The sequence below is a fragment of the Planococcus sp. CAU13 genome (assembly GCF_000775575.1).
Classification (GTDB): Bacteria; Bacillota; Bacilli; order Bacillales_A; family Planococcaceae; genus Planococcus.
Genome location: NZ_JRGN01000066.1, coordinates 1 through 2,090, shown reverse-complemented (window position 1 = coordinate 2,090; position 2,090 = coordinate 1). Strand labels below are relative to the sequence as shown.

The window sequence follows — 2,090 nt, the reverse complement described above, 5'->3', positions numbered from 1 at the left end:
ATCTTCATCTTCATCTTCTTCTTCATCTGAATCATCGTCATCCGAATCGTTTTGTTCTACACCAGGAATATCGTTTTCCTGTTTCATCTGAGGCTCATCTTCTGAATTGCCGCAGCCTGCCAGCACCGTAATGGACAAAACCGCAGCTGCTCCGGTTTTCAGCCATTTATCTTTGACCATTTAAATCCCTCCTTGTATACTGGCTTTCTTATTCTTTTCATACCCCGCGGTGCCAATTAAAAACAGCATGCGGTTGCCGTCGAACTCCATTACGGAGGGTTTTCTTACGGATAGCTGGTTTTATTTAATGGATAACATGATTCATTTAACAGATAGCCGTTTTTATTTCAATGGCCCAAAATCTGAAAGCCAAATTCTCCTCACCATATTAACTTCATTAAACCTCCAAACCAGGGTTCCCCTTCATTCCCACCCACAAATCCGTCTGCTCAATCTGGCGGGCGAGCTGCAGCAGCAAATGCTCTTGCCCTTTGCCGGCCATCACCTGCACACCGAGTGGCAGGCCGCGCGGCGTAACATGGACAGGCAGCGACACCGCCGGCTGCCCCGTCAGATTGGCGAGTTGCGTGTACGGTGTATAAGTCAGGCTCGACAGGAACATATCGTAGATGATCTGCTGCTGCCCCGCCATCGTGGACGTCTGTTCCCACCTGCCGAGCAATTCCGCACGCGAGTCAGGGCTATGAGTCAAGTGGCCGACTTTCGGTGCTGAAAACGCCGTCGCCGGTGTTATATAGAAATCGTAAGTTTCATGAAGAGCCGCCATTTTCGCAGCGGCCGCATCCCACGAAGCCAGGCTCGCCGAATAGTCCGCTGCCGACACTTTTAAACCAGCCTGGCTCAGGAGCCACGATTCAATTTCGAGATCATCCGCTGTCAGTTCGCGGCCCATGCCTTTTTCCAGGTTGCGTACAAGCAGCGCCATTTCTCCGCTGTTCATCAGATAATAATCGCGCATCAAATTGATGCCGTCGATGTCGTTGCCGCGCTCTTCGACTTCGTGCCCTTGCTGCTCCAGCCACTCTATCGTCTTCATTACCGCCAGGCGCGCGTCTTCGGAAACCGGAGTGCCAACCGGCGACTCAACGGTAAATGCGATTTTCAATGGACGCGCGAAATCCCGCTCCATTTCCTCAGAATATTTCCCGGGAAATAAAGGAGTCTGGAAAGCGGCTGCAGGCTGTATTGTCTGCAATAAATCCAGCATCGCCGAACTGTCACGTACCGTTTTAGTTAGCACAAAATCAATCGAAGCCCCCTGCCACTGGCGTCCCGCACCCGGTCCGACTGGCATGCGGCCGCGCGTCGGCTTTAATCCGAACAACCCGGTGAAGGACGCCGGAATACGGATCGACCCCCCGCCGTCACTCGCTCCCGCAATCGGCACAATGCCGGATGCGACTGCCGCAGCCGAACCGCCGCTTGAGCCGCCCGGTGAATAGTCCGGATTCCACGGATTGCGGCTTGCGCCATACAATTCCGGCTCGCTGATATTTTTGAGTCCGAATTCCGGTGTGTTCGTGTGGCCGACAAATGAAAAGCCGGCGCCCCGGAGTTTCGCGGTCAGGTGCGAATCCTGTGCCGCTTTCGCCTCTTTCAGCAATTTCGAACCGGCTGTCAGTTTCTCACCTTTCAGCGCCTGTGAAATATTCTTCAGCGCCATTGGAACTCCTGCGAAATCGCCGGCTGGCATCTTGTTCAATTCCTTTTGCGCCCGCTCCCTGCGCGTTTCAGTAAAAGCGTTCAGCTGCGGGTCCAATTGTTCCAGACGTTCAAAACTCAAGTCCAGCAGCTCTTCCCCGCTTACTTCTTTCCTTTTCAGTAAAGCGGCCATGCCGACCGCGTCCAATTGGATGTAATCCTTCAAATTCATCTGTATTCCCCTTTCACTTGATGCTGTTTCTTCTATATATATGGATATCCATTTCCAAGTATAGCATTTGACGAGTGCCGCTTTGAAATGGCGGCTTAAAGGTGCGCGTAAAATTATTATTTTAAACAATAAAATATTAAGTTAAGCAAACATTCATTTTTCCGCGCAAACGGAGCTACTTTCCGCGCATAGTGCG

At 51.7% G+C, this 2,090-nt stretch carries 1 protein-coding gene and 1 pseudogene; both read right to left on the bottom strand.

What is annotated here, in order from left to right:
- A pseudogene (locus tag KW93_RS02875) lies at positions 1 to 180 on the bottom strand (glycine/betaine ABC transporter); the annotation flags it as partial.
- A 217-nt stretch (positions 181 to 397) separates the two neighbouring features.
- Positions 398 to 1,894, bottom strand: coding sequence for an amidase family protein (locus KW93_RS02870; protein ID WP_033541458.1), 1,497 nt, complete (start codon positions 1,892 to 1,894; stop codon positions 398 to 400).
- Between the last annotated feature and the right edge of the window lie 196 nt (positions 1,895 to 2,090).